This window comes from Rhizobacter sp. P2_H3 (genome assembly GCF_056403355.1).
In genome coordinates, this window is sequence record NZ_JBFUFQ010000331.1 from 1 (window position 1) to 4590 (window position 4590).

At 71.3% G+C, this 4590-nt stretch carries 3 protein-coding genes and 2 pseudogenes; all 5 read left to right on the top strand.

From position 1 onward, the window contains the following. A pseudogene (locus AC1D1T_RS30110) lies at positions 1-300 on the top strand (Gfo/Idh/MocA family protein); the annotation flags it as partial. Positions 301-304: 4 nt separating this feature from the next. Further along, positions 305-1492, top strand: a complete 1188-nt coding sequence (locus tag AC1D1T_RS30115) for a dihydrodipicolinate synthase family protein (protein ID WP_477993113.1) — start codon at positions 305-307, stop codon at positions 1490-1492. A 1-nt stretch (position 1493) separates the two neighbouring features. Further along, a complete protein-coding gene (locus AC1D1T_RS30120; RefSeq protein WP_477993114.1) occupies positions 1494-2360 on the top strand; it encodes a sugar phosphate isomerase/epimerase family protein in 867 nt (288 codons plus the stop codon). A gap of 53 nt (positions 2361-2413) precedes the next feature. Continuing rightward, positions 2414-3529: a hypothetical protein gene (locus AC1D1T_RS30125; protein WP_465112559.1), complete on the top strand. Its 1116-nt coding sequence runs from the start codon at positions 2414-2416 to the stop codon at positions 3527-3529. Continuing rightward, positions 3526-4590: pseudogene (locus AC1D1T_RS30130) on the top strand (hypothetical protein); the annotation flags it as partial. The gene AC1D1T_RS30125 and the pseudogene AC1D1T_RS30130, both read left to right, overlap by 4 nt.

A 4590-nucleotide genomic window follows, 5' to 3' on the forward strand; every position in this document is an offset into this window, starting at 1 on the left:
GCGGTGGCCGGGCTGACCGACTGCCGCAGCCAGGCGCGCGTGAACACGCCGCGCCCGGTGTGGAACCCCGACACGCGCCAGACCATGCCGTTCTTCGAGCAGTGGCAGGAGGTGCCCGATACGCAGCCGTACGACAACGGCTTCAAGCTGCAGTGGGAGCAGTTCCTGCGCCACGTGGCCGAGGACGCGCCGTACCGCTTCACGCTGCCCGAAGGGGCCAAGGGCGTGCAGCTGGTGGAGGCGGCGCTGAAAAGCTGGAAGGAGCGGCGCTGGGTCGACGTGCCGGCGCTGGGGGTGTGACGCGATGGACCTGTCGCTGAACCTCCCCGCTGCCGATGGCGGCCTCGCGCGCTACACGCTGAGCGGCCGCGAGGCCTGGCGCGCGCCGGCCGCGCCGGTCTTCAACCGCATCGCCTTCTCGGCCGCGCACGTGGTGGCGGATGCCCGCGCGGCGATCGACCCGTGGCTGGGCTGCGCGATCGACTGGGACGCGACCCTTGCGTACCGCCAGCGCCTGTGGCGCATGGGCCTGGGCGTGGCCGAGGCGATGGACACCGCACAGCGCGGCATGGGGCTGGACTGGCCGACCTCGCTCGAACTGATCGCGCGCTCGCTCGACGCGGCGCGCGACCTGCCGGGCGCGCGCATCGCGAGCGGTTGCGGCACCGATCAACTGGCGCCCGACGCGGCCCGCGGCATCGACGACGTGCTGCGCGCCTACGAGGAACAGATGGCCGCGATCGAGAAGCTCGGCGGCCGCCTGATCCTGATGGCCAGCCGCGCGCTGGCCCGCGTGGCGCGCGGCCCGGACGACTACGTGCAGGTCTACGGCCGCCTGCTGCGCCAGGCCCGCGAGCCGGTGATCCTGCACTGGCTGGGCGACATGTTCGACCCGGCGCTGGCCGGCTACTGGGGCAGCGCCGACGTCGACCGCGCGATGGACACCGCGCTGGCGGTGATCGAGGCGAACCCGGCGAAGGTCGACGGCATCAAGATCTCGCTGCTCGACAAGGACCGCGAGATCGCGATGCGCCGCCGCCTGCCGCCCGGCGTGCGCATGTACACCGGCGACGACTTCAACTATGCGGAGCTGATCGCCGGCGACGGCGTCGATGACGCGCCGTCGCAGCGGCACAGCGATGCACTGCTGGGCATCTTCGACGCGATCGCGCCGGCCGCGAGCGCGGCGCTGGCGGCGCTGGCGGCGCACGACCGCAGCCGCTTCCACGCGATCCTCGCGCCGACGGTGCCGCTGTCGCGCCACATCTTCAAGGCGCCGACGCGCTTCTACAAGACCGGGGTCGTCTTCATGGCCTGGATCAACGGCCACCAGGATCACTTCGTGATGGTCGGCGGGCAGCAGAGCACCCGCTCGCTGCCGCACCTCGCGGAACTGCTGCGGCTGGCCGATGAGGCGGGGCTGATCGAGCAGCCGGAGCTGGCGGCGCGGCGCATGCGGCATCTGCTGGGCCTGCACGGCGTGGACGCCTGACATGAGGGACTTCAGCGCCGACCACCGCTGGCTCTCGATCAACACCGCCACCGTGCGGGCGCAATGGCCGCTCGACCGCATCGTGCTGGAGTGCGCGACGCGGGGCATCCGCGCGATCTCGCCGTGGCGCGACCAGGTGGCCGCGGCCGGTCTCGACAAGATCGCAGGGCTGGTGCGCGACACCGGCATCGAGCTGTCGGGCTACTGCCGCGGCGGCATGTTCCCGGCGGCCGATGCCGAGGGGCGGCAGCGCGCGCTGGACGACAACCGGCGTGCGGTCGACGAGGCGGTGGCGCTGCACGCCCGCTGCCTGGTGCTGGTGGTGGGCGGGCTGCCGGGCGCGCTGTCGGGCCGGGCCGCGCACAAGGACATCGGCGCGGCGCGTGCCGAGGTGCACGACGGCATCGCCGCCACGCTGGAGCATTCGCGCCGCGCCRGCATGCCGCTCGCGATCGAGCCGCTGCACCCGATGTATGCGGCCGACCGCGCCTGCGTCAACACGATCGAGCAGGCGCTGGACCTGTGCGATGCGCTGGACCCCGGCCGCAGCGGCGCGCTGGGCGTGGCGCTGGACGTGTACCACGTGTGGTGGGATCCGAAGCTGCAGGCGCAGATCGAACGCGCCGGCCGCGAGCGGCTGCTGGCCTTCCACGTCTGCGACTGGCGCGTGCCCACGCGCGACCTGCTGAACGACCGCGCGATGATGGGCGACGGCGTGATCGACATCCCGCGCATCCGCGGCTGGGTCGAGGACGCCGGCTACGCGGGCTACAGCGAGGTGGAGATCTTCTCCAGCGAGGACTGGTGGAAGCGGCCGGGCGGCGAGGTGCTGGACACCTGCATCGCGCGGCACCGCAGCGCCGTCTGATCCACCCCGAGAGGCCCTAGACTCGCGCCGTCTGCATTGACGGTCGCGTCTTCATGAACAAAACGGCCAGGCTCTTGGTCACGCTCGCCCTGCTGGGAGGTTTCGGCGGGGCACTCTGGTTCTCGCTGCGAGGCGCTCCGGCGCAGCTGGCCGCCACCGAGCCGGCCGCGGCGACTGCACTGACCGGCCTGATCGCGGTCGACGTCGAGGATTTCTTCAGGAACCCGCGCGTGGTGCAGGTGCTGGCCGACCACCGCCTGCCGGTGCAGGTCACCCGCATCGGCAGCCGCGACATGGCGGCGCGCGTGGCGCCCGGCGCCAGCCCCGACTTCTTCTTCCCGTCGGGCGTGGTCGCCGCGACCCAGGTCACCGAAGCTGGCCGCAAGGCCGGCATCGCGACCGCCTCGTACTCGCCGTTCCACACGCCGCTGGTGATCGCCTCCTGGGAGCCGATCGCGAGGATCCTGGTCGACAACGGCATCGCCCGCCCGCTGCAGCCGCAGGTGTACGGCGTCGACATGGACAAGCTGACGCAGCTGATGCTGGCGCGCAAGCGCTGGAAGGACCTGAAGCACGCGGCAGCCTACGACGTGAGCCGCAGCGTGCTGGTGTCGACCACCGACGTGCGGCGCAGCAACTCGGCCGCGATGTTCCTGGCGCTGGCCAGCAGCGCGCTGAACGGCGAGACCGTCAGCGACCGCGACACCGCGCGCCGCACCGCGCTGCGGCTGGCCGAGCTCTTCAAGCGCCAGGGCTACCAGGAGAACTACGTCAACGGCAATTTCGAGGACTACGTGTCGCAGGGCATCGGCAAGACGCCGCTCGCATGGATCTACGAGAACCAGATCGTCGGCCATGCGCTCGCCAAGGGCGGCATCGGCGGCGGCATGGTGCTGCTGTACCCGCAACCCACCATCACCAACAAGCTGGTGTTCGTCGCCACCAGCGAGCGCGCGAAGGCGCTCGGTGCGCTGCTGTCGAACGACGCCGAGCTGCAGGGCATCGCGCTGCAGCACGGCTTTCGCATCGCCGATGCCGACCGCTTCGCGAAGGCCGTGCAGCCGACCGGCCTCGCGGTGGAGACCCGGCTGACGCAGGTGGTGGACCCGCCGTCGTTCGAACTGATGGCGGAAATGATCGACGTGGTGACGAAGGAGATGGGTCAATGAGGCTTGCCCTGCGTGTCTCGCTCGTGGCGCTGTTGTGCATGGCCCTCGCCGGCTGCGACCGGCCGGCGGCCGACACCGCCGCCACGCCAACACCGCCACCGCCGCCCGCAGCACCGGCGCTGCAGGTGCTGGCCACCACCGACCTGCGCGACATCGAGCCGCTGCAGCAGATGGTGCTGAAGGCCACCGGCGTGAACCTGCAGTTCCGCTTCGGCGGCACGATGGAGAGCACCGAGGCGGTGCTGAACGGCCAGTCCGGCGCCGACCTCGCCTGGTTCGCCAACGCCAAGTACCTGCTGTCCGACGCGCAGGGCCAGTCGCGCGTGAAGCTGCAGGAGAAGATCATGCTGTCGCCGATCGCCCTCGGCCTCAGCGAATCGGCAGCCCGCCAGCTCGGCTGGGACCGGCCGGAGCGCGCCGCCAAGGTCACCTGGAAGGACATCGCCGCCGCGGCGAAGGCCGGCAAGCTGAGCTACGCGCTGTCCAACCCCGCCACCTCGAACCAGGGCTTCATGGCCTTGCTGGGCGTGGTCGCGAGTGCCGCCCAGAAGACCGACGGGCTCGGCGCGGCCGACGTCGACCGCGGCGCCATCGCGGCGTTCCTGAAGGGCTACCGGCTGCCGGGCGACAACTCCACCTACCTTTCCGAGAAATTCATCGAGCGCCAGGGCATCGACGTCAACGCCTTCATCAACTACGAGAGCTGGCTGCTGGGCCTGAACCAGTCGGGCAAGCTGCGCGAGAAACTGTTGCTCGTCTACCCGCACGAAGGCGTGAGCACGGCCGACTACCCGCTGCTGCTGCTGAACGACGCCCGGCGCGACGACTACCTGAAGGTGGTCGCCTACCTGAAGGGCGAAGCGGCGCAGACCTGGCTGGCCCGCCAGACGCTGCGCAGGCCGGTGCTGCCGGAGGTGGCCGCGCAGGTCGCCGACATCCTGCCGCGCGACGCGATGCGCATCGAGCTGCCGTTCTCGCCCGACCGCGCGCTGGCCGACGGCCTGATCGACGCCTACCTGAACGAGTTCCGCCGCCCGATCGCGTCGACCTTCGTGCTGGAC